A 25,462-nucleotide genomic window follows, 5' to 3' on the forward strand; every position below is an offset into this window, starting at 1 on the left:
GCTTGAAAGTTGTATGCGCTAGAAGAAATTTGAATAATTTTAGCAAATTTTTATACTTGAGCCTTAAAAATTAACGTTTTGGGGAGGTGAAAGCAGAAAATCTCTGCAACAAACTGTTATTTTTGCAAGATAATAGGCCTGAGAGGGCTAGAACTTAAATAGACATCGAACTAGATGGATAGTAGGACTACCGCAACAACATCATTCTATACGACCGCAAAATTAGAGAACCCTATGTATCGATTAAGACAACTATTAGTTGCCTGCAGTCAGCTTGCCCTAGTGGTATTGCTGAGTTTCGCATTTCAGCAGGAGGCCAAAGCGACCCACGTTATGGGGGCGGATTTGGCTTGGGAATGTGTGGGGCCGAACCAGTATCGGTTTCGCTTGAATCTGTATCGAGATTGTAATGGAGTAAATTTGGGAACAACGGCCCGGATTACGATTAACGGCTGTGGATTGAACAGCAGTTATACGCTGAATCGGGTGACAGGTTACCCACAGGATATTACGCCATTGTGTCCCACTGAGCCTACTGCATGTAGCGGTAATGGGGCTTATGGGGTAGAATCTTTTTTATACGAGCGAGTGATTACTTTGCCTGCGGGATGTAGTGATTATCGGATTTCCTATCAGTTGTGTTGTCGAAATAGGGCGATCACGACCTTAACCAATGGAGGTGGAGAATCTTTATATATTGAGGCGCATATGGACAACACCTTATCGCCATGTGATAATTCGCCACAATTTTTGAACATACCGACGGCTTTTCTTTGTCGGAACCAGCCGGTATTTTATAACCATGGGGGCTATGACCCTGATGGGGATTCTTTGGTTTACTCCTTGATTGATTGCGAGGAGGCCAGAAATAATCCGGTAGAATACTCTGGTGGATTTGGGGGAACGACTCCCTTATCTTCTTCTACGGGGATCAACATTGACCCGAACACGGGGGCTATAGCCTTTACACCTACCACACAGCAAGTAGGTGTACTTTGTGTTTTGGTAGAGGAGTATCGAGGCGGTGTAAAGATTGGGGAAACGGTTCGTGACCTTCAGTTTACGGTATTGAATTGTTCGAACACCTTGCCGGCGGCTACCGGGATTGACCTAGCTACGGGGAATGGTGTGATTGACTATGAGATTACCTCTTGTTTTGGTAATGCTTTGTGTTTTGATGTTTTGGGGTCTGATCCTGATGGCAACAATGTATTGATGTATTGGAATGGTGCTATTCCTGGCGCTACCTTTACGACCACGCAGATCAGCGGTGATTCTGTTTTGGGTCAATTTTGTTGGAACCCTACAGTTGCTGATGTTGGACAACATACCTTTACGGTAACGGTACAAGATGATGACTGTCCTTTATTGGGGGCCAATACATTTACTTATACAGTAAATGTAATTGCCAACCCCAACCCTGTGGTAACAGCATTGCCTGATACGACTATTTGTGCGGGAGAGTCGGTGCCTTTGCAAGCGGTAGCTAATGCGCCTACAGCGCCTACAGTAATTGATAGTATTGTATGGTCGCCGAATACAGGCTTAAATACGAATCAGGGGGCAAATGTTATTGCTACGCCTGCTATTACTACTATATATCAGACGACCATTTATTATTCTGATGGTTGTACGACTAGTGATTTTGTTGTGGTTAATGTGCAAGAGGATCCTATGGTGGCGGTAACGCCTAATGGGGTAAATGCTTGTGCAGGAGCTGTGGTGACCTTGGTGGGCGCTGCAGATCGTGCGGGTTATACCTTTGAGTGGTTTGATCCTACTGGAGCTTCTATGGGAGCGGGTAGTGTAACTGGGGCGCAGTCTTCTATTGATATTACCTTGCCTAATGTTACGGACTCTACAATTTGTTATGATGTTGTGGTGAGTGACCCAGTTACGGGTTGTACAACTACGGAACAAGCCTGTTTGGTAATTGGGCCACCCCGTGGACCTGTAGAGTGTATCAATATTTATGTATCGCCCACGGCTAGCGCTACTGGTGCGGGTACACAGTTTGATCCTACGACGATTGAGACGGCGATTGCGCGTTCGTCTTGTAACAATACAGTAATTAAGATGGCCCAAGGGGTGTATAATATTGACACCACCTTAAACATCACAAGCTTTTTGACTATTGAGGGTGGATTTGATCCTACTAACTTGTGGGAGAAAACATCTGATGTGGCACAGACTGTAATTAACAGAACCAATGCAAACCCCTTGGGTTTTGCAAATGCTTATCAACTCATTGCGATGAATGCCTCGAATGCGCAGGGATTCCGTTTGCAAGATTTGACGATTACCACCGATGATGCAGACTCTTTGGGTATGTCTACTTATGGTCTTCGTTTGACAGGCTGTTCTGACTATAATATTGTACGCTGTTCAATTTCTGCTGGTGCTGCTGGAGATGGCGCTGATGGAACTGCTGGTTCTATTGGGTTTGACGGTGACCCTGGTGGAGATGGCGCTGCTGGTTCAGCAGGTATTCTAGACACCTATGCCGGCGGTGGCAATGGTGGCTCTGGAGGAGGACTTTCTGGTTTTGGTAACGGGGGCTCTGGAGCTTCTGGTGGCAATACTGGTATTCCTTTGCCTGGTGATGGTGGAGATAGTGCGTCTGTTGCTAGTTCTTCTGGTGGCGGCGGTGGCGGCGGTGGAGCCGGTAATGTGCATTCGCCTTCTGCTGTTGGTGCTCAAGATGGTGGTGGTGCTGGATCTGGCGGTATTCCACCTGATGTAAATGGTTTGGGCGGAAGTGTAACTTCTGTTCCTTGTCCTACTGGAGCAACTGGACTTGGCGGCGGTGCTGCTGCTGGTACGCCTGGTTCTCCGAATGGAGCAAATGGTACTGTGGGTACTTCTGGAGCAAACGGTGCAAATGCGCCTGTTGGTCCTGCTCCTACTGCTTTGGCATTTTTCTTCCCTGGCACACAAGCTCTCCAAGGCCAAAACGGTATTGGTGGAACTGGTGGTTGTGGTGGTGGAGGAGCCTATGCTGCAGCGCCTAACACCGGTGGCGGTGGCGGCGGCGGTGGCGGCGGTGCCTCTGGCGGTATTGGTGGTTTTGGTGCCTATGGTGGTGGTGGATCTTTTGGGGTCTACATCTATAGCAACGGAGCCAATGGTAATATTCAAGATTGTAATATCACTACATCTACTGCAGGTGTAGGAGGTACTGGTGGATTTGGTGGCGCTGGTGGAACTGGTGGCGCTGGCGGTGCTGGCGGACTATCTGGTGGCGGAGTAAGCCAAGGTGGCGCTGGTGGCCGTGGTGGTGATGGTGGCGCTGGTGGCCGTGGTGGTAATGGTACTGCAGGTTACTCAGTAAATGTTATGGTATCTTCTGCTGTAGCTTCACAACCACTAGTTAATGCTGACTCTCTTTATGACTTTACTGTAGAGCCAGTCATCATTGTAGAAAATGTAAACTGTACGAAAGCAACCGTTCGTTTTGAAGATACTGGCTTGCCTGTTGGTAACCCTGGTGCGGGTTTCAATATTACAGATTGGGACTTTGATGTGATTGGCAACCTAGCTAATCCTACTAATGGTATTCACAACCCTGATACCACTCAATATGATAGTGTTGGACGTTATACTATTGCTCATTCAGGCTTTAATTATACCGACTTCCATAATATTGCCTTTGATGGGGCTTATCAACCTACTATTTCAAGTACAGCGAATTTGATTGGAAATGATACTTTCCAGCTTTGTGTAGGAGAAACAGCTAGTTTCTGTAGTGATATTTATGCGGACTCTATTATTTGGAACTTTAGTGGGGCTATTCCTAACCCTGTTGATGTTCAGTGTACGCCTAACGCACAGTTTAATGTAGCTGGCTTCTATGTTGTAGAATTGCAGCTCATTACTGACTGTTGTGGAGACTCTCCTTTGGATACCGCTTATTTGTATGTTGATCCTGTACCTACAGCAACAGCTGCAAATCCTGTTAATGATATTTGTAAAGGAGAAACGTCTACTTTGACCTTGAATGGCTTGAGCCCAACAGATTCTGTTATTTGGTCTCCTACAGTAGGAAACTTGACCGTAACTTCTCAGAGTACTGTAGATGTTACCCCTAATGATAGTACAACTTATATTGCTACTATTTACTCTGTAACAGTAACTAACGGTCAGACCCGTTTGTCTTGTCCTTCTTCTGTTTCTTTTGATGTTAATGTATATCCTGACCTTGATCCTAATCTCAGCTCAACAACTACTATTTGTGGTAATGATGGTACAGCTACTGCTGCTCCTTTGAATGGCTCTGGAAGTTATGACTTCAACTGGTCTAATGGTGTAGTGGAGACAGCTGTTGCTAGTTCTACTATTAGTGGTCTTCCTGTAGCTGGTTATACAGTAACAATTACAGATGCAAATACTGGTTGTGATACTGTTGAAACTATTTTTGTTTTTGCTGGTCCAACTCAACCTAGTGCCCAATTAGACTCTTTGGCAGATGTTAGTTGTGCAGCTGGTACCGATGGATTTGTTCGTGTGGCTACTATTGATGGAACTGCTCCGTATGATTACGTATGGGATAATGGTTTTGTAGAAAACAACGTTTTGACAACAGAACAAAGTGGTCTGGCCTCAGGTGTCTACTGTGTTACTGTAACTGATGATAATGGCTGTTCTTCTTCTACCTGTGTAACAGTAGGAGAGCCTGATCCTTTAGTAATTAACTTGATCCAAGTAGATACTGTAGACTGTAGCTATGATGCGGATGGAGTAATTGAAGTAGAGGCGCAAGGAGGTACTGGTCTTTATACTTATAGTTGGTCTGGAACTGCCCAAACAACAGCTTTGGTAACAGGATTAACCGGAGGACCTGCTACTTCTTATACTGTAACAGCTACTGATGAAAACGCTTGTACAGCAACTTTGACTGTAGATATGCCGGTCAAGTACCCTGTTACTCCTCAGGTTGTACAAACAGCACAAATTCTATGTAATGGAGATAGTACGGCTGTAATTCGCGCTGGAGCAACAGATGGTGTTGGTCCTTACGAAGTAGCCATTTCTGGTCCTATCTCAGCAATTGATACTCAGGCTGCTGGCGCATTGGCTACACCTGTAACTTTTGCTAACCTACCCGCAGGAACTTATGACATTACAGTTACTGATATCAATACAACTCCAGGTTGTTCTGCAGTAACTAATATTGTAATCAATGAGCCTGCACTACTAAGTAGTTCAACTGCTTTGGATCAGGATGTTAGCTGTAATGGCGGTAATGATGGTGCTGCAACAGCAACAGCAACAGGTGGAACTGCCCCTTACACTTACCTATGGGCTAATGGAGAAACAACCGCTTCGGCAACAGTTCTTCCTGCAGGTAGTCAATGTGTAACTATTACAGATGCCAATGGATGTACCTCATCTTCTTGTGTACTTATTAGCGAACCTATTGTACATACAGTCAGCGCATCGGTAGCTACACCTTACAATGGTCAACAAATTAGTTGTGTTGGCGCTTGTGATGGTAGTGCAACAGCAGCAGGAGCTGGTGGAACAGCACCTTATACTTATGTATGGAGTGATGGTCAGACTACAGCTACAGCAACTGCTCTATGTGCAGGAACTTATAATGTTACTTCAACGGATGCTAATGGCTGTACAGCTACTGTAGTTGTCACTGTTTCTGATCCAGCCGCTTTAACAGCAGCTATGAGCTCTACGGATGTATCTTGTAATGCTGGTACTGATGGAACTGCCACTGCTTCTATTTCTGGAGGTACAGGTGCATATACTTATCTCTGGGATGATGGACAAACAACAGCTACTGCAACAAGCTTGTCAGCTTCTGCATCTTTCTGTGTGACAGTAACGGATGCGAATGGTTGTACAGTTAGTGCCTGTGTGCCTGTTAATGAACCAGGAGCTGCACATACTGTCAATGCTGCAGTAAGCGCACCATACAATGGTCAACAAATTAGCTGTGCCGGCGCATGTGATGGTAGTGCTACGGCAGTTGGATCTGGCGGAACTTCACCTTATACTTACGTATGGAGTGATGGACAGACGACGGCTATAGCCACAGGTTTATGTGCAGGTACTTATACCGTAACCTCAACAGATGCGAATAGCTGTACTGCTACCGCAACTGTAGTAGTCAATGATCCACCCGCATTAACGGCAAGTAGTGCCGGAACGGATGTATCTTGTAATGCAGGAACAGACGGAACAGCAACAGTTACAGCTGTAGGGGGTACGGGCGCATATAGTTATCTTTGGGATGATGGACAGACGACGGCCACAGCGACAAACTTGTCGGCCTCTGCCTCATTCTGTGTAACGGTAACCGATGCGAATGGCTGTACAATCAGCTCATGTGTAACAATTAACGAACCTGGCGCGGCGCATACCGTAGCGGGTACAGTAGCTGCTCCCTATAATGGAGAGGAAATTAGCTGTGCCGGTGCTTGTGATGGTAGTGCAACAGCAGCAGGAGCTGGAGGAACTTCACCTTATACCTATGTATGGAGTGATGGACAAACAACAGCTACTGCAACTGGCCTATGCGCAGGTACATATACCGTAACCTCAACAGATGCGAATGGCTGTACAGCAACAGCTAGCGTAACTGTAGATGATCCCGCGACATTAACAGCAAGTAGTGTTGGAACGGATGTATCTTGTAATGCAGGAACAGACGGAACAGCAACAGTTACGGCTGTAGGGGGTACGGGCGCATATAGTTATCTCTGGGATGATGGACAGACGACGGCCACGGCAACAAACTTGTCGGCCTCTGCTTCATTCTGTGTAACGGTAACCGATGCGAATGGCTGTACAATCAGCTCATGTGTAACAATTAACGAACCTGGCGCGGCGCATACCGTAGCGGGTACAGTAGCCGCTCCATATAATGGAGAGGAGATTAGCTGTGCCGGCGCTTGTGATGGTAGTGCAACAGCAGCAGGAGCTGGTGGAACTTCACCTTATACTTATGTATGGAGTGATGGTCAGACTACAGCTACTGCAACTAGCCTATGTGCAGGTACATATACCGTAACCTCAACAGATGCGAATGGCTGTATAGCAACAGCTAGCGTAACTGTAGATGATCCCGCGACATTAACAGCAAGTAGTGTTGGAACGGATGTATCTTGTAATGCAGGAACAGACGGAACAGCAACAGTTACGGCTGTAGGGGGTACGGGCGCATATAGTTATCTCTGGGATGATGGACAGACGACGGCCACAGCGACAAACTTGTCGGCCTCTGCTTCATTCTGTGTAACGGTAACCGATGCGAATGGCTGTACAATCAGCTCATGTGTAACAATTAACGAACCTGGCGCGGCGCATACCGTAGCGGGTACAGTGGCTGCTCCCTATAATGGAGAGGAGATTAGCTGTGCCGGTGCCTGTGATGGTAGTGCAACAGCAGCAGGAGCTGGAGGAACTTCACCTTATACCTATGTATGGAGTGATGGACAAACAACAGCTACTGCAACTGGCCTATGCGCAGGTACATATACCGTAACCTCAACAGATGCGAATGGCTGTACAGCAACAGCTAGCGTAACTGTAGATGATCCCACGACATTAACAGCAAGTAGTGTTGGAACGGATGTATCTTGTAATGCAGGAACAGACGGAACAGCAACAGTTACAGCTGTAGGGGGTACGGGTGCATATAGTTATCTCTGGGATGATGGACAGACGACGGCCACAGCGACAAACTTGTCGGCCTCTGCTTCATTCTGTGTAACGGTAACCGATGCGAATGGCTGTACAATCAGCTCATGTGTAACAATTAACGAACCTGGCGCGGCGCATACCGTAGCGGGTACAGTGGCTGCTCCCTATAATGGAGAGGAGATTAGCTGTGCCGGTGCTTGTGATGGTAGTGCAACAGCAGCAGGAGCTGGTGGAACTTCACCTTATACTTATGTATGGAGTGATGGTCAGACTACAGCTACTGCAACTAGCCTATGTGCAGGTACATATACCGTAACCTCAACAGATGCGAATGGCTGTACAGCAACAGCTAGCGTAACTGTAGATGATCCCGCGACATTAACAGCAAGTAGTGTTGGAACGGATGTGTCTTGTAATGCAGGAACAGACGGAACAGCAACAGTTACGGCTGTAGGGGGTACGGGCGCATATAGTTATCTCTGGGATGATGGACAGACGACGGCCACAGCGACAAACTTGTCGGCCTCTGCTTCATTCTGTGTAACGGTAACCGATGCGAATGGCTGTACAATCAGCTCATGTGTAACAATTAACGAACCTGGCGCGGCGCATACCGTAGCGGGTACAGTGGCTGCTCCCTATAATGGAGAGGAGATTAGCTGTGCCGGTGCTTGTGATGGTAGTGCAACAGCAGCAGGAGCTGGTGGAACTTCACCTTATACTTATGTATGGAGTGATGGTCAGACTACAGCTACTGCAACTAGCCTATGTGCAGGTACATATACCGTAACCTCAACAGATGCGAATGGCTGTACAGCAACAGCTAGCGTAACTGTAGATGATCCCGCGACATTAACAGCAAGTAGTGTTGGAACGGATGTATCTTGTAATGCAGGAACAGACGGAACAGCAACAGTTACAGCTGTAGGGGGTACTGGCGCATATAGTTATCTCTGGGATGATGGACAGACGACGGCCACAGCGATAAACTTGTCGGCTTCTGCTTCATTCTGTGTAACGGTAACCGATGCGAATGGCTGTACAATCAGCTCATGTGTAACAATTAACGAACCTGGCGCGGCGCATACCGTAGCGGGTACAGTGGCTGCTCCCTATAATGGAGAGGAGATTAGCTGTGCCGGTGCTTGTGATGGTAGTGCAACAGCAGCAGGAGCTGGTGGAACTTCACCTTATACTTATGTGTGGAGTGATGGACAAACAACAGCTACGGCAACTGGCCTATGCGCAGGTACATATACCGTAACCTCAACAGATGCGAATGGCTGTACAGCAACAGCTAGCGTAACTGTAGATGATCCCGCGACATTAACAGCAAGTAGTGTTGGAACGGATGTATCTTGTAATGCAGGAACAGACGGAACAGCAACAGTTACAGCTGTAGGGGGTACGGGTGCATATAGTTATCTCTGGGATGATGGACAGACGACGGCCACAGCGACAAACTTGTCGGCCTCTGCTTCATTCTGTGTAACGGTAACCGATGCGAATGGCTGTACAATCAGCTCATGTGTAACAATTAACGAACCTGGCGCGGCGCATACCGTAGCGGGTACAGTGGCTGCTCCCTATAATGGAGAGGAAATTAGCTGTGCCGGTGCTTGTGATGGTAGTGCAACAGCAGCAGGAGCTGGTGGAACTTCACCTTATACTTATGTGTGGAGTGATGGACAAACAACAGCTACGGCAACTGGCCTATGCGCAGGTACATATACCGTAACCTCAACAGATGCGAATGGCTGTACAACAACAGCTAGCGTAACTGTAGATGACCCTGCTGTATTGACGCCAACAATTACATCTACTGTAGATGTGAATTGCTTTGGTCAGTCTACAGGGGCTGCTACAGTAGCTGCCGCAGGTGGAACTTCACCTTATACTTATCTTTGGGATAATGGAACAACTACAACTGTTAATGCAGGCTTAGCTTCAGGAACACACTGTGTAACAGTGACGGATGCCAACTCTTGTACTGCAACAGTTTGTGCTACAGTAAATCAGCCGGCTTCCGCCGTGACAGCAAATACTGCAGTAACGTCTAATTATAATGGACAAGATGTTAGTTGCGCCGGCTCTGCAGATGGAGAGGCAACAGCAGCAGGAGCTGGTGGAACAGCACCTTTGAGCTATCTTTGGACCAATGGTCAGACAACTCAAGTTGCAACAGGTCTAGCCGCAGGAACACATTGTGTGACTGTAACTGACAATTTAGGCTGTACAGCAGTAAGCTGTGTAACAGTTACAGAGCCTGCTCCAATTGCTCTAACTGTAGACAGTCAAGTTAATGTGAACTGTTTTGGTGACGCAACTGGAGAGGCAACTATTGGTACTACAGGTGGAACCGCACCTTATACTTACCAATGGGATGCTGCGGCTGCTAACCAAAATACAGCAACCGCAACAGCTTTGGCTGCTGGCACTTATTGTGTAACAGTTACAGATGCTAATAATTGTCAAAACAGTCTTTGCGTAACAATTACAGAACCCACCCAGGCTGTAGCCGTAACTCTTAATGAGCTCGCTCCAGTTAGCTGTGCAGGAAATACAGATGGTTCTGTAGAGGCTATAGGTTCTGGTGGTAGTGGTTCTCTAGCTTACCAGTGGGGAACAGGAGATGTGACTTCAACACTTACTGGACTCGGCGCAGGAACATATTGTGTTACTGTTACGGATAGTCTAGGCTGTACGGTTAGTGATTGTATTACATTGACGAACCCTACTCCTTTAGTAGTTACTACGGTAAACACTGTAGATGTAAACTGTTTTGGAGAGTCTACTGGTGAAGCTACTGTGATGGGATCTGGCGGAATAGCTCCTCTAAGTTATCAATGGGATGCTGCTGCAGGGGCTCAGACAACAGCGAATATTGTTGGTCTAGCTGCTGGTACTTACTGTGTGACAGTAACAGATGCCAATGGCTGTACAGCAACTAACTGTGTGACTATTGCTCAGCCGGCAACTGCTGTTGCTGTAACTGCAACTGCTGTCTCAGATTATAATGGATTTAATGTTTCTTGTTTTGGTGATACTGATGGTTCTGCCACTGCAAATGCTAGTGGAGGAGCAGGAAACTATACTTATGTTTGGGATATTAACTCTCAAACTACACAAACAGCAACAGGTCTAGCTGCAAGTACATATTGTGTAATTGCAGCAGATGCGAATGGTTGCCGCGATACTTCTTGTGTAACCTTAAATGGTCCTACTGCAGTCCAAGCGACAATTACAGATTCTGTAGATGTACTTTGTCAAGGTCAAAGTACAGGTTCTGCCACTGTAATGGGATCTGGTGGAACAGGAAGCTATAGCTATAACTGGTCTAACACACAAACTACAGCTGTCGCAACTGGATTGGCTGCAGGTGTATATAATGTGACTGTTACTGATGCTAACCTTTGTGCAACGGATGCTACAGTAATTATTGAGGAACCTGCTTCTTCAGTTGCTGTAAATGTAGTGTCTACTACTGATGTTTCTTGTAATGGAGGTAGTAATGGTTCTGCAACTGTTGCAGCTCTTGATGGTACCCCCGGCTACACTTATCAGTGGGATGGGGCTACAGGTGGTCAGATTGGTGCCACAGCTAATAATTTGTCTGCTGGTACTTATGCAGTAACAGCTACAGATGCAAATGGCTGTACCGCTGTCACTACAGTAACTATTAGTCAACCTACTCTTGTTGTAGCTACAATTAGTAGTACTGTAGATGTAGATTGTCGGAATGATTCAACTGGATCAGCTACAGTTACTGCTACAGGTGGAACTCCTAATGCTGTAGGTCCCGCATACACTTATATTTGGGATGCTAATGCAAATAGCCAAACTACAGCGACTGCAACTGGCCTAGCTGCTGGTTCTTATGATGTGACTGTAGTTGATGCAAATGGTTGTACTTCTGTGGCTTCTGCTACTGTTTCTCAGCCTGCTGGTTTGGTAGATGTTACAGCATCTATTACTTCAAACTTTAATGGTCAGGATGTGAGTTGTGCTACTGCAGCTGATGGAGAGCTTACAGCTACAGCAGTAGATGGCACAGGACCATATAATTTCGCTTGGTCTAATGGTGCTACAACTGCAATCGCTCCAAATGTTGCAGCAGGTACTTACACGGTAACAGCTACCGATGCAAATGGCTGTACTGATACAGCTATTGTTACTGTTGTTGCTCCTGCAGTTCTTACGGCAACAGCTACTGTTGATAATGATGTAGCTTGTAACGGAGGCGCTAATGGACAGGCTACAGCCGCTGCTACAGGTGGAACTGCACCTTATACTTATATTTGGACTGACGGACAAACGACAGCTACCGCAACTGCTCTAGCCGCAGGAACACACTGTGTAACTGTTTCTGATGCGAATGCTTGTCAGACTGTTGTTTGTGTTAATATTACTGAACCTGCAACAGTGGTTCAGCTTACAGAATTAACTAACAACTCTCCAAGCTGTGTAGCTGGTAACGATGGTAGTGCATCTGTTGTAGCAAGCGGTGGTGTTGCCCCTTATACTTACGAGTGGGACGGTAATGCTGCCAGTCAATTGACGGCAACAGCAACTAACCTAAGTGCTGGAGCATATAACGTAACTACAACTGATGCCAATGGTTGTACTGCAGTAACAACAGTTACTGTTGTAGATCCTGCTGCAATCACAGTTGTTGGAACAACAGTAGATGTAGACTGTAGAGGAGATTCTTCAGGATCTATTACACTTGCTGTAAGTGGAGGAGCTACTCCTTACAACTACAACTGGTCAAATGGTGCATTTACTGCAAATTTGATGAATCTCACAGCTGGACTTTATACGGTAACAGTAACGGATGCAAATGGCTGTGTTCAAACTGCATCTTATACAATTACAGAACCTGCCACAGTATTTACGCTAGCATTGAGTGTAACTGATATCTCTTGTAATGGAGGTAGTGATGGATCACTTACTGCAAATACTGCAGGTGGTGTAGCTCCCTACAGCTATGTATGGGATTTGGGTGGACAAACAACTCAGAGCATTACCAACCTTGCAGATGGTGCCTACTGCGTAACGGCTACCGATGCAAATGGCTGTGTGCAACAAGCTTGTACTACTCTAACTGAACCTACTCTAGTAAATGCGGCTGTTGTGTCTACTACAGATGCAAGCTGTAACGGAGGTTCTGATGGAACAGCTACTGTAGCTGGAACTGCTGGAACTCCTGGTTATACCTATCAGTGGGATGCTAGTGCAGCTAACCAAATAACTGCTACAGCGACAAACTTGAGCGCTGGTCTAAGTCCTTACTCAGTTACTGTAACAGATGCAAATGGTTGTACGGCACAAACTAGTGTAATTATTGGTGAACCTGCTTCTTCTGTATTAGCTACAGCTAGTGAAGTAGCTGCTGTTAGTTGCTTTGGTGGAAACGATGGTGAAGCCCTTGCTGCCGCTACAGGCGGAACGGCTCCTTACACTTACCTCTGGGATGCTGCTGCAGCTAGTCAAACTACAGCTACTGCTACTGGATTGTCTGCTGGAAACTTCTGTGTGACCGTAACAGATGCAAATGGTTGCTCAGATGTAGTTTGTGTAACAATTACTGAACCTACACAATTAGTAGCAACAGTAACTGCTACTACAGACGCAAGCTGTAATGGAGGCAATAACGGTACTGCAACAGTAACTGCTACTGGTGGAACAGCTAACTATAGCTACCTCTGGGATGCTAATGCTGGCAACCAAACAACTGCTACAGCTGATAGCCTAGCTGCGGGTACATACAATGTGACCGTAACCGATGCAAATGGCTGTCAACGCGTAGCTACTGCAGTAATCTCTGCACCTAGCAATGCTTTGAATGCAAGTATTACAATTACTTCAAACTATAATGGAGCTCAGATTTCTTGTAACACCTTCGCTGATGGTGAAGCTACAGTTAATGTAGTTGGTGGTACAGGATCTTATTCTTACCAATGGTCTTCTACTGGAGCACCAACTACAGCTTCAGTAACTGGACTACCCGCTGGTATTGTCGGTGTTACTGTAACAGATGCAAATGGTTGTGTTGCTGTAGATACAGCTCAGTTGATTGCACCAGTGGCTCTTGTCGGAACAGTTAATACTTCTGATGTTTCTTGTTTCGGAGGAAATGATGGAGTGGCTACGGTCACTGCAACTGGAGGAACAGGAACCTACACTTATCAATGGGATGATGCTGCCGCCCAAACTACAGCTACAGCTACTGGCTTAGTTGCTGGCCCGGTTTGTGTCACTATTACCGATGCAAATGGCTGTCAAACGGTAAGCTGTGGTTCTATTGCTGAACCCGCAGCTGCGCTTACCGCTTCTGCTACTGTTGTCGCAAATCCTGCCTACAACGGTGAAGATGTTAGCTGTAATGGAAGTGCGGATGGTACTATCGCTGTAAGCACTACAGGCGGAACAGCTCCTTATACTTACAACTGGAGCAATACCGCAACTACAGATACTGTTGTTGGTGTAGCTGCTGGTACATATAACGTTGTCGTTACAGATGCAAATGGCTGTCAAACTACAGCCACTGTTACTGTAACTGAACCTACTCAAGTTACTGTTGCCGTGGTTGCAACTGTAGATGCTACTTGTAACGGTGGTAATGATGGAGAAGCAACGGTAACTGCTAGTAATGGTACAGTACCCACAGGTACTTACACCTACCTATGGAATGATCCTGCTGGACAAACTACAGCTACTGCCACTGCTCTCGCTGCAGGTTCATATACAGTGACTGCTACAGATGAAAATGGATGTCAAGCGACACAAACAGTAACTATTGGACAACCACTCATCGCTGTAAATGCAACAGTAAATACTACTTCAAACTATAATGGTGCTGAAGTAAGCTGTCCTACAGCTTGTGATGGTGAAGCTAATGTAACAGCTGCTGGTGGAACTGCTCCTTATACCTTCCAATGGGATAATGCTGCAGCCCAAACGACAGCTACTGCAACTGGCCTCTGCGCAGATACACTTTATAGTGTAACTGTAACTGATGCTAGTGGCTGTACTGATATCCAAACAGTAACGCTTAGCGCACCAGCTCAAATCGTCGCTACAGCTGTGGTTGACAACGATGCAAGCTGTAATGGCGGTAACGATGGTGCTGCTACAGTAACGGCTACAGGCGGAACTGGTACTTTGACTTACCTATGGCCTAGTGGAGAAACTACGGTTTCTGCTACTCAGCTCTTTGCTGGTAACAACTGTGTGACTATTACAGATGATAATGGATGTACAACAACAGCCTGTGTCACTATCGCTCAGCCTGCTAACCCATTACTCCTTTCTGTAGTTAATGATACTTTGTACAACGGACAGCAAATTACTTGTAACGGAGCTGCTGATGCTGCTATTAGTGTAGCAGTAGCAGGCGGTGTTCCTGCTTACTCTATTCAATGGAGTAACGGACCTACTACAGCTAGCCAAACTGGCCTCGATGTAGGAATGTACTACGTTTCTGTTACTGATGCTGGCGGATGTACTCAAATCGATTCTATCGAGATCTTAGAACCTAACCTAGTCAATGCTACAGTAGCTAGCCAAACTAATGTTGGCTGTCTAGGTGACTCTTCAGGAGCATTTACTATCGGCGCTACTGGTGGTACTCCTGGTTATACTTATGATATTGGTGATGGACCAGTGTCTAGCAATGTATTTAATAATCTTCCTGCTGGCTTCTATAGCGTAACAGTAACAGACTTGAACTATTGCTCGACTACTATTTCTGTAACTATTACAGAACCCGCTGCTGTACTTACTGCTTCTGCAGTTGTGACCTCAAACTATAATGGAGCAGATGTTAGCTGCTTCAATAGCTGCGATGGGGAAGCTACAGTTACTGCTGCTGGCGGAACAGCACCCTACACTTATGTATGGTCTGCAAATAACCAGTCTACTGCAACAGCCACGAACCTTTGTGGTGGAGCAAACTATAGTGTACAAGTTACGGATGCGAATGGCTGTCAAGCTACAGCTACTGTAACTATCGCTAATCCTACTCCTGTTGTAGCTAGCCTACAGTCTACTGTAGATGTTCTCTGTAACGGAGATGCAACGGGTCAAGCTACTGTAACTGCTACCGGTGGAACAGCTAACTATACTTACGATATCGGAAATGGTCCTCAAGCTGCAAATACCTTCACTAACTTAGCTGTAGGAAACTATGAAGCTACTGTTAGCGATGCAAATGGCTGCTTCACTACTGTTCCTTTCGTAATCAACGGTCCAGCTGCACTTACTTCTACAATCAATGTTACCTCTAACTATAATGGTAACCAAATTAGCTGTGCAGGAGCCTGCGATGGTGCCGCTACAGCTGTAGGAGCCGGTGGAACTGGTACTTATACTTTCCAATGGAGCAATGGTCAGACAAGCTTTACAGCAACAAACCTTTGCAACAATGCCTATGTAACGATCACTGATCAAAATGGCTGTTCTGTTGTAGACTCTGTAACGCTTAGCGAGCCCACTCTTCTTAACTTGGCTGTAGTTAACCAAGTAGATATTGGATGTGCCGGAGCAACTTCAGGCTCTTTTGAAGTACAAGCTTCTGGTGCTACTCCTAACTATACCTTCGATATCGGAAACGGTCCTCAAGCAAATGGTATCTTCTCTAACCTAAGTGTAGGTACTTACTGCGTGACGGTTACAGATATCAATGGTTGCTCTGATATTATTTGTACTACGATTACTCAAGGTTCTTCTATGAACTTGACTACTCAAGTAATCTCAAATAATAACGGCTCTGCTATTAGCTGCGCAAATAGCGCAGATGGCGAAGCTTCTGTATCAGTAACTGGCGGAACCGCTCCTTATACTTACCTCTGGGATAATGGCCAAACTACTGCTATCGCAACTGGCCTAACTGGTGGTACACACTGTGTAACAGTAACAGACGCTAACCTATGTGATGCTGTTGCTTGTGTAACAATCACTGGCCCTGCCGCACTTGATATTACAGTCATCGATTCTACTGAAGCTAGCTGCTTCGGCCAAGCCGATGGCGCCTTCACTGTAGCCGCTACAGGTGGTGTTGCTCCTTATATCTACTCTGTAGACAATGGAAATACCTTTACAAACCAAGTTACTTATAACAACTTGGCTGGTACTGTAGCCGGAATCAACTATACTGTAATTGTTCAAGATGCCAATGGCTGCCAAGACACTGTAATTGCTACTGTTTATGCACCCACTCAAGTTCAGCTTGTTCTAGTCAATGAAAATGATGTGAGCTGTGCCGGTGGCAATGATGGTAGTGTCTCTGTTACAGCTACAGGCGGAAACGCTCCTTATACTTACAGCTTCCAAGGTGGTGCCTTTGACACAACCTCTAGCTTCCCCGACCTTATCGCTTCTAGCTACACAATCGTAGCTCAAGATGCAAACGGTTGCCAAGCTAGCTTGCCTGTAACGATCTCTGAACCTACTCCGCTAGTGTTGAGCATCGATACGACAATCAACCCCAGCTGTAACCTAGATTGCGACGGTCAAATCCAGCTTTCTGCAACAGGAGCTACCGCTCCTTATAGCTTCTCTATCGATGGCGGAAATACTTTCCAAGCTGTAGGTGCCTTCAACGGCCTTTGTGAAGGAAATTATACCGTGATGGTGATGGATGCTCAAGGTTGTACTCGTACTCGTACGATCTTCCTAGATGATCCCGATCCTGTCCGTGTAGATGCTAGCATCACTGGAACGATCTCTTGTAATGCTGCAGCCGATGGCGAAGCAACTGCTGTTGCCGTAGGTGGAACTGGAACATTTACTTACCTCTGGTCTCCTTCTGGTCAAACTACAGCTGTAGCTACTGGCCTAGATGCTGGAGTAGTTCACACGGTGGTCGTTACAGATATCAATGGCTGTTCTGCTACTGATTCTGTAATCCTTACAGAACCTGTTGCCCTAGCTGCAACAGTAACTCTACAAAATGATCCTGCTTGTAATGGAGATAACAACGGTGCAATTAGCATCCAAGCTAATCCTACTACAGGTACTGGTCCTTATACTTATGACATCGGATCTGGTGCAACTAATAATGGCGTATTTACCAACCTAAATGCAGGTACTTACAACATTACAATTGCCGATGCCAATGGCTGCTCTATCGTCGAAACAGTAACACTCAACGATCCTGCTCCTTTGGCGATCCCTCAAGCTGTAGTTACTTCTGACTATAATGGTCAAGATGTAAGCTGTAATGGCGCCGATGACGCTAGCGTAATTGTGCCTAGCCCAATTGCTGGCGGTACTGCTCCTTATAGCTTCCTCTGGTCTACTGCCAATACTACTCAGGCTGTCTCTGGCCTAGGAGCTGGCACTTATGTAGTCACCGTAACTGATGCAAACGGTTGCTTCGATACTACTTCTGTAGTAGTTACTGAACCTACTCTTCTTGCTGTAACTGCCACGGCTGTAGCTGCTGGCTGTAACGGCGGAAGCGATGGAGAAGTAACTGCCGTAGGAACTGGTGGAACTGCACCTTATGCTTACGAGCTTAACGGAACAACCAACATTACTGGAGTCTTCTCTAACCTTACTCCTGGTAGCTACATTGTCAATATTACCGACGCTAATGGCTGTACAAACAGCACGCAAGTTCAGGTGACTGACGGTAGCGCTATCAATACCGGTATCGCTGTTACTTCTAACTATAGCGGATTTGATATCAGCTGTGTAGGAGCTGCAGACGGTGAAGCCGCTGTAAGCGTTTCTGGTGGACAAGCACCTTATGCCATCCTTTGGTCTAATGCCGCTAACACCGATACTATTACTGGCCTAGCTGCCGACACTTACTATGTGACTATTACTGATGCCAATGGTTGTACTGCAACCGACTCTGTAGTGGTTAGCGATCCTAGCCCGCTCGACCTAGTCGTTGCTAGCACTATCGATCCTAACTGTGGAAGCACTGCTGATGGTAGCATCACTGTTGCCGCTAACGGCGGAGCCGCTGGATACCTTTACAATATCAACGGTGGTCTCGCTCAGTCTTCTCCCACTTTTGCTAACCTCGGCGGTGGAACTTACACCATCGAAGTGGTAGACAATAACCTCTGTAGCTCAACACTTACTGTTGACTTGACCGCTCCAGATACACTTATTGCTCTACTTAGCGCTACAGATGTAAGCTGTAATGGCCTACAAGACGGTACGGTCACTACTACTGTAACTGGTGGTACTCCTTACCCCAACGGTGGATATGTCTATAACTGGTCTCCAATTGGTCAAACAACAGCCAATATCGGAAACCTACAAGGCAATGTGAACTACACGGTAACTGTAACTGATGCCAACGGATGTTCTGATGTTCAAACTGTATTTGTGGCAGAACCCACAGCCATGCAGGCCAATATCCTCGATATCCAACATGTTACTTGTAACGGAATCAATGATGGTGAACTTACGCTTAACCTCTTCGGTGGAAACGGCGGCTATGATTACTCTCTAGATGGAGGCGCTAACTTTACGCCCGTAACAACTAACCCGCTTGTTCTTACTGGACTCGCAGGTGGAACTTACCAAATCGTTATCCGCGACTCTAGCTCTATTAGCTGTGAAATTCCCGTTTCTGTAGAAATCTTGGAAACTGACGGAATCACAGTAGATGTAACTACTACGCCTGTTTCTTGTGTAGGCGATGAAGATGGTACCGCAAGCGCTATCGCTACCGGTGGTACTGGACCCTATAGCTTTGAATGGTCTGCTAACGCAGCCACGCAAACTACACAAACGGCTACCGGCCTAGATGCTAACTTTATTGATAGTGTCTTCCAAGCCGCACCTTACTTTGTTATCGTTACCGATGCAAACGGCTGTACAGATACTTCTGCCGCTGTAGGTATCGCAGAACCCGATACACTGGAAATTAACCCTGTTGTGGACCAAAATGTAAGCTGCTTCGGCGCTGCCGACGCTAGCATTAGCATCAACCCCACAGGCGGAAATACCATTGACGGATTTACTGTTCTCTGGGATAATGGAGCAACCACAACTACGCTCTCTGACCTAGACGGCGATATCTTCTACACAGCTACTGTAACTGATGCTAAAGGTTGCCAAGAAGTAGCTACCGTATTTGTCGATGAACCCGATCCTATCGTTGCCGGATTTACTACAGACTCTGTGAGCTGTTTCGCTGGCAATGACGGCCTCATCCAAATCGATTCTAACGGAATTACTGGTGGTACGCCTTTCAATGGCACTGACTACGAGTTTAGCCTAGATGAAAATGGTCCTTTCACTTCTGATGTGATCTTTAATCAAGGGCTAACCGCTGGAGTCTACACGGTCTTTGTACGCGACTCTAACGGCTGTGTGCTCGAGGTAGATAGCCTAGCTATCTTCGAACCCGCTCAGTTGACGGTACAAGCCTTCAGTGACCAAACTATCCGAATGGGTGAAGAGGTTACTGTAAACGCTAGCGTGAACTCTGTAAATATCGATAGTACGCTAATCAACTGGTCTTATGTTGATCAAGATGGCAACCAAAATGTGCTCTGCCAAGGTGGTGATTGCTTCGAGCTTACTCTCGATGAACTTACCCAAACTACTCAACTGACCTTCGATCTAGGTACGCCTTGTAACGATACCGCTTCTGTTCTGATTACCGTTAATGAAGCCCGCTCGATCTTCGTACCGAATGCCTTTACGCCTAACGGCGATGGCTCTAATGATGTCTTTACGGTCTACGGATCTGTAGATATTGAGCGCATCGACAAGTTTATGGTATTCGACCGCTGGGGTGAATTGGTTTACGAAGCTACTGACTTCGCTCCCAATGATCCTTCTGCAGGATGGGATGGTACTTTCCGCGGTAAACTTATGGATCCCGCTGTATTCGTCTACTATGTCGAATTTACTACCGTAGATGGCAAAACCGCTGAGGACGGAAACGTCCGCAAAGGTGATGTTACCCTACTCCGATAATATCTGAATATGGAAAAAGGGCCCAATTAAGGGCCCTTCTTTCTAATATATTATCTCTTTGTTATACACTAGTTAAAGTTTATTTGCGTTCTTATAAATACTGAACATTCTCTTGCATAAGAACACAAATTTATAAACCTATAAGCTGCTCTCACAGCCTTTAAAATAGCCTATCATGAAACTGTCCAGACTCCTATATTTGGCGCTAGCTTGCTTCTTTGCTGGCTCTTCTCTACAGGCCCAGGATATCCACTTTTCACAGTTCTATGCTTCGCCCCTCAACCTGAATCCAGCAACAACGGGCGTGCTTAGCTGTGATATGCGCTTCTCTGCTATCTATCGCAACCAATGGGCAAGCGCTCTCGGAAATAAGGCCTTTAGTACCTTCTCCGCTGGTATGGAAACTCGCTTCGATGTTGGAAAAAATGATTACTGGGGCCTTGGCGTGAACCTTTGGGCCGATAAGGCGGGTACCTCTTCTTTTAGTAATGTGCATGGCTCGGTTAGCGCTTCTTATATCAAGCGCCTAGGCGGCCGCCGTTCTAATAATATGTATTTGGTAGCTGGTGGTGCTGTGGGCTTCTCTCAAAGAAGTATCGAAACGCTTGGCCTTCAGTTTGGTGAACAATGGGATGGCGATACCTATAATGGCGCTAATTCTTCTGGAGAAAATCTGGCTAACTGGAATAATAATATAACAAACCTCGATGTTCGCGCTGGCTTGTTCTGGTGGATGGCCCTCGATAAAAAAGATAAAAGCAATGTCTTCGCTGGTATCGCTTTTGACCATCTTACGCAATCTAATATTGCCTTTATCGAAAATGGCTTTGATCCGCTTTATATGAAGACAACGGTACATATTGGTGGAGATTTTCGCATCAAACGCCGATTGGCTGTTGTCCCCAATATGATTATGCTTTTCCAAGGCCCTTCTACAGAAGTGAATTTTGGCGCTATGGTCCGATTCGATTATAGCAAACGGGCTTACTCTAATCAAGCTTTCGAAATTGGCCCTATGTTCCGCCTAGTGCAATCAAGAACAGGACAAATTGCCTCTGATGCCGCTATTATTGCCGCCCGTATGCGCTACGGCAGCTCTACTTTTGGCCTCAGCTATGACCTGAATATCTCGGCCCTGCGCCCCGCCACCAATTCTAATGGTGCTTTCGAGGTCTCTTATGTCTACACGCTTTGCGGTGTTCGCAGTCGCAAAATGGGATGTCCTACTTTCTAGGATAGCTATAATACAATATCTTAGGTCCAGCTTTTTCTAAAGGCTGGGCCTTTTTTTTGGGGCCCGCGGCCGTTCCGGCCGCCGCTATGCTGCGGGGCTCGCAAGCCTGCTCGGCCCTGCAGCCGCCTGCGGCGGCTTGGGTCTGGCCCTTCGGGCCACCCGCTCCGCAGCGCTGGGCCTGCGGCGGCTTCGCCGCCTGCAAACCGCAAAAATGGTATTCGTCGCTGCCGCTCCTCATCTGTTGATATGTCCCCGCCCACCCTCCCCTCTATGGGATTCCTTAGGGAATCCCTCGGGGAGTTTGGACCAAGAAAAAAGCCGCCCCGCCAGGCAGCAACTGGCCTAGCGATGTGCAGCAGTGGCCGTCAGGCCAGACCAAGGCGGCAGAGCCGCCGCAGGGCCGAGCAGACTTGCGAGCTGCGGAACGTAGCGCCGACGACCAAAGGGAGGCGGAGGCCCCAAAATTACCAAAACCTAAAACTTAAGGTCGTCTGCATATAGATTCCCGAAAACTCCTCGAAGTTGGCCCCAAAGCCATAGCTATAGGCCCCCCGAACTCGCCAAATGACTTGTCGGGTATGCAAGAGATTGAGGCCCAAAATAAAGGCCGCCCGAGAACGGGCCTTCTCAAAATCAGACCGCTGGATACCGCCATATTCTAGCCCCCAAAAGGGAACAAAAACAGCCCGCTTGATGCGGTCCTCAAAGGAAAACTCGACCCCCAAAGAACTACTCAAAATAGAAGAGGTGTCTTGCAATTGGCTACGCAGCAAAGCCGCCTGAGCATAGACCCGAAAATAAGCGGGGCCCGTCCGAGCATGCGCCCGATTCCGCATATAAAGATTTAGGCCAAACTCAGGCCCAATAAATGGCCCCAAACCCTTATCTTCATAGGGCAAAAATGCCGTAACCCCCAAATTGGGCCCCAAATGATCAAACCAATGAAATGGGGCAGGAGCGCCATTGATAATCCTCGCATCTTCCTTTTGTCCAAACAATAAAGTAGCCCCAAAACTGAAAATCAAAATCAAAAAAATGTTTTTCATATCATCTAAGTTTAGTTGTTGTTTAGATGAATGAATTACTTTATCCCCCTATATTATGCTTCTTCAATTTATCGGGCTCCAAGCCCAGCTCCAAATACAACGCTCAGAACCAGCGGCAGAACTTGCGCAAGCCCTAGCCCCGCTGCTGGCCAATGAACAGCAACCCAATGCCCCCTTTATGGGCCAAATTAAGGGGGAACGCATCCATTTTCGTCGAAATAAACCCGCTCAGGGACTCAGTTTCCCCATTTGGGTTAAAGGCCAGTGGCATAGCTGGGGCAAAGACCAAAGTGCGCTCTTTCTGCAAATTTCTCCCTCCAAATGGGTGCTGGCCCTTTTTGTGATCTTCCTACTTTTTATTTTGGGCCTGAGTTTCGTATTTTTGGGCCTCAGCCAATTAGACCAATGGATAGATCTGGTTTTTTTTCTGCCCATCCTCTTCTTTTTGGCCATTTTTGGCCTATTTTACACGGCCCTCAAACAAGAAGTACAACATCTTAAAACTGAGCTGAACCGCTTGCTGCAACCCTAATGTATGGCCGAACCAACAGAAGATTGGGAGTTCGATTTCCAATGGCTACAACTCCGCCACCAATTTAAAAATCAACTCCAACTAGAGAGCCTGCCCAATCTGCAGGCCATGCTCCTACTTGTCGGTATCCAAGAACTTGGGCAACTGAAAGAGGAGTTTACCAAAGAGGAAAAACAAGACCTCATGCAGCTGGCCTCTTGCCGCCTTTTGGCCTATGAAGGCTATTTTGAGTTTGAAGGCCTAGATGCCGAGGGCTGGCCACATTATCGCAACCTTGGCCTAGCCCCAAAAATGGGCATCAAAGAGCAAGAAAAACTCCTTAAGTCTCTGCTGCTCCGATATGCCAAAGAAGAGTTAGAGCTGCCCAAAGAAGAAAATCCCAACTAAACCAAATATTTATTTTCATGTTCTAATAATAATTGTAGCTACATGAATACATTTTATCGGCAATTGCCTAAGTTTGCATTGCTATTTTTTGTCACATTTATGCTATTTAGCGCCTGTCAAAAGCCTATGTTTAATCCAAAATCTGCAGAATATTCTCCTATCATTGAGCTGCAAACGACTAAAGGAAACCTGCAAATCCAATTGTACGCTTCGACCCCTAAACACCGCGACAATTTTGTAGAACTCGTGAAAGAAGGCTACTATAACGGCTTGCTTTTTCATCGTGTCATTGCCAACTTTATGGTGCAGGGCGGCGATCCCGATTCTAAGGAAGCTAAGCCTGGCCAGTCCTTAGGTATGGGTGGCCCCGGCTATCAAATTGATGCCGAACTAGGCGTAAATGCCGATAGTACACTCAATCATATCCATCTTAAGGGCCGCATTGCTGCCGCTCGCCAAGGTGGAATTGGCAACCCCCTCAAAAAGTCTAGCGGATCACAGTTTTATATTGTGCAAGGCCAAAAGGTAGAAGAGGATTTCCTCCAAAAAGTAGAGAATATTCGCAAGTTTAAATATTCAGAAGCGCAGAAGAAGGCTTATCTAGAAAAAGGCGGAACGCCCCATCTAGATGCCGATTATACCGTTTTTGGAGAGTTGGTGGATGGCGAAGAGGTGCTAGATGCTATTAGCAATGTCCCTTGCGATCAGATGGACCGCCCTATGCAAGATGTCCGCATCATTAAAGCCGTGATCGTAAAGGGCTAAACGCCTTTTAATCATGAAAATACTCTATGTCTTTCCACATCCCGATGACGAATCTTATGGCCCTGCCGGCGCTATTTATCAGCAACTGCAAGCCGGGCATGAGGTCCACCTCCTGACCCTAACAGAGGGGGAAGCCACCCGAATGCGCCATAAATTGGACCTTTCTAAAGCAGAAATGGGCCAAGTCCGCCGAAAAGAAATGGAGGCGGTAGCGCAGGTTTTGGGCCTTTCTTCGCTTACCGTCTGGACCTGGCCCGATAGCCAACTTCAAGACCTTGATCCTCGTCCGTTGGTCCAAGAACTCAAGGCGTTTATCCAGCAACTGAAACCTGAGATCCTGGTCTCTTATCCGGTGCATGGCATTAGCGGCTTTCACGACCATTTGGTCACGCATAGCCTCATCAAACAATGCTTTTTGGAGCTAAAAACGGAGGGGCATTCGCCAATCAAGCGTTTGGCTTTTTATACCATTCCGGACCATGGACAAGCTACTTTCAGCGGAGATTTTATCCGTATGCGCCATTCTACAAAAGAGCGGATTGATTGCATTGAGCCGCTTTCGGTCCAAGCGATACAGAAAAATCGGGAGGCCCTGATGGCTTATGAAAGCTATCAAGAGGTCATCGAAGAGTCGGGGATTCTCAACAAATTGGATGAGAAGGCCCATTATGAGTTTTTTCAAGAAAATTTCGAGCCGCCAGTCCAAGAACTAACGGCTGGCCTCTAAGGCCCAAAAGTCACTGCTTAATGATTTAGGCAGTGACTTTTTTTTTATCTAAGGATTTGGGGCCTCAGCTGCGGCTTCGCCTTGCTGCGGGCTGTGTCGCGGCTCGCAGGTCTGCTCGGCCCTGCAGTTTTTTCGCTTTGCTCAAAAACTTGGGTCTGCGGCTT

The 25,462-nt window shown here is 46.7% G+C and carries 7 protein-coding genes; 6 read left to right on the top strand and 1 reads right to left on the bottom strand.

Features of this window, described 5'->3' with window-relative positions:
• Positions 1-234: 234 nt before the first annotated feature.
• Together SGRA_RS23825 and SGRA_RS10130 are read left to right on the top strand one after the other, a co-directional pair.
• A complete protein-coding gene (locus SGRA_RS23825; protein ID WP_041329611.1) occupies positions 235-20,607 on the top strand; it encodes a T9SS C-terminal target domain-containing protein in 20,373 nt (6,790 codons plus the stop codon).
• Between the two features lie 175 nt (positions 20,608-20,782).
• Positions 20,783-21,841: a PorP/SprF family type IX secretion system membrane protein gene (locus SGRA_RS10130; RefSeq protein ID WP_015692585.1), complete on the top strand. Its 1,059-nt coding sequence runs from the start codon at positions 20,783-20,785 to the stop codon at positions 21,839-21,841.
• A 464-nt stretch (positions 21,842-22,305) separates the two neighbouring features.
• On the opposite strand, the gene SGRA_RS10140 is transcribed toward SGRA_RS10130, so the two are convergent.
• Positions 22,306-22,887 (bottom strand): hypothetical protein, encoded by a 582-nt coding sequence (locus SGRA_RS10140; protein WP_015692587.1) that lies wholly within the window; start codon positions 22,885-22,887, stop codon positions 22,306-22,308.
• Between the two features lie 55 nt (positions 22,888-22,942).
• On the opposite strand from SGRA_RS10140, the gene SGRA_RS10145 reads away from it, so the two are divergent.
• The 4 genes from SGRA_RS10145 to SGRA_RS10160 all read left to right on the top strand — a co-directional run bounded on the left by SGRA_RS10145 (position 22,943) and on the right by SGRA_RS10160 (position 25,298).
• Entirely contained in the window at positions 22,943-23,419 is a 477-nt protein-coding gene (locus tag SGRA_RS10145; protein ID WP_015692588.1) for a hypothetical protein, read from the top strand.
• Positions 23,420-23,422: 3 nt separating this feature from the next.
• Positions 23,423-23,806, top strand: a complete 384-nt coding sequence (locus tag SGRA_RS10150) for a hypothetical protein (RefSeq protein WP_015692589.1) — start codon at positions 23,423-23,425, stop codon at positions 23,804-23,806.
• 126 nt (positions 23,807-23,932) lie between these two features.
• Positions 23,933-24,571 (top strand): peptidylprolyl isomerase, encoded by a 639-nt coding sequence (locus tag SGRA_RS10155; RefSeq protein WP_245538533.1) that lies wholly within the window; start codon positions 23,933-23,935, stop codon positions 24,569-24,571.
• A gap of 13 nt (positions 24,572-24,584) precedes the next feature.
• Positions 24,585-25,298: a PIG-L deacetylase family protein gene (locus SGRA_RS10160; protein WP_015692591.1), complete on the top strand. Its 714-nt coding sequence runs from the start codon at positions 24,585-24,587 to the stop codon at positions 25,296-25,298.
• The last annotated feature ends 164 nt before the right edge of the window (positions 25,299-25,462 follow it).

The organism is Saprospira grandis str. Lewin, from assembly GCF_000250635.1.
Lineage (GTDB): Bacteria > Bacteroidota > Bacteroidia > Chitinophagales > Saprospiraceae > Saprospira > Saprospira grandis.